The sequence below is a fragment of the Salifodinibacter halophilus genome, assembly GCA_012999515.1.
Lineage (GTDB): Bacteria > Pseudomonadota > Gammaproteobacteria > Nevskiales > Salinisphaeraceae > Salifodinibacter > Salifodinibacter halophilus.
In genome coordinates this window covers 1-229 of record JABEEB010000884.1, presented here as the reverse complement: position 1 = coordinate 229, position 229 = coordinate 1, and the positions used below count along the sequence as shown (strand labels likewise).

The following is a 229-nucleotide window of genomic DNA, read 5'->3' as shown; positions in this document are numbered from 1 at the left end:
GCGACCCGTTGCGGGTCGCCGACCGAAACCAGCACCCGGTTCTGATCGCCGCGCAGGATGTTGCCGAACGCCTCCAGCCCTTCGGCCGCGCTCAGCGCGTCCATGCCGGAGAAGCCGAACACCGAGGCCTCGCTGCCGTCGATCTGCATGCCGCCGGTGGCCCACAACGGCCAGTTCACCGACACGCTGCGGCCGTGGCGAAGGCCCTGCGCGCGCAGACGCTCGCGCT

1 protein-coding gene is annotated in these 229 nt (G+C 71.6%); it reads right to left on the bottom strand.

All coding sequences use genetic code 11. The annotated features are described in order from the left end of the window. The coding region (locus tag HKX41_14080) for a hypothetical protein (protein NNC25262.1) at positions 1-229 on the bottom strand (229 nt) is incomplete at both ends.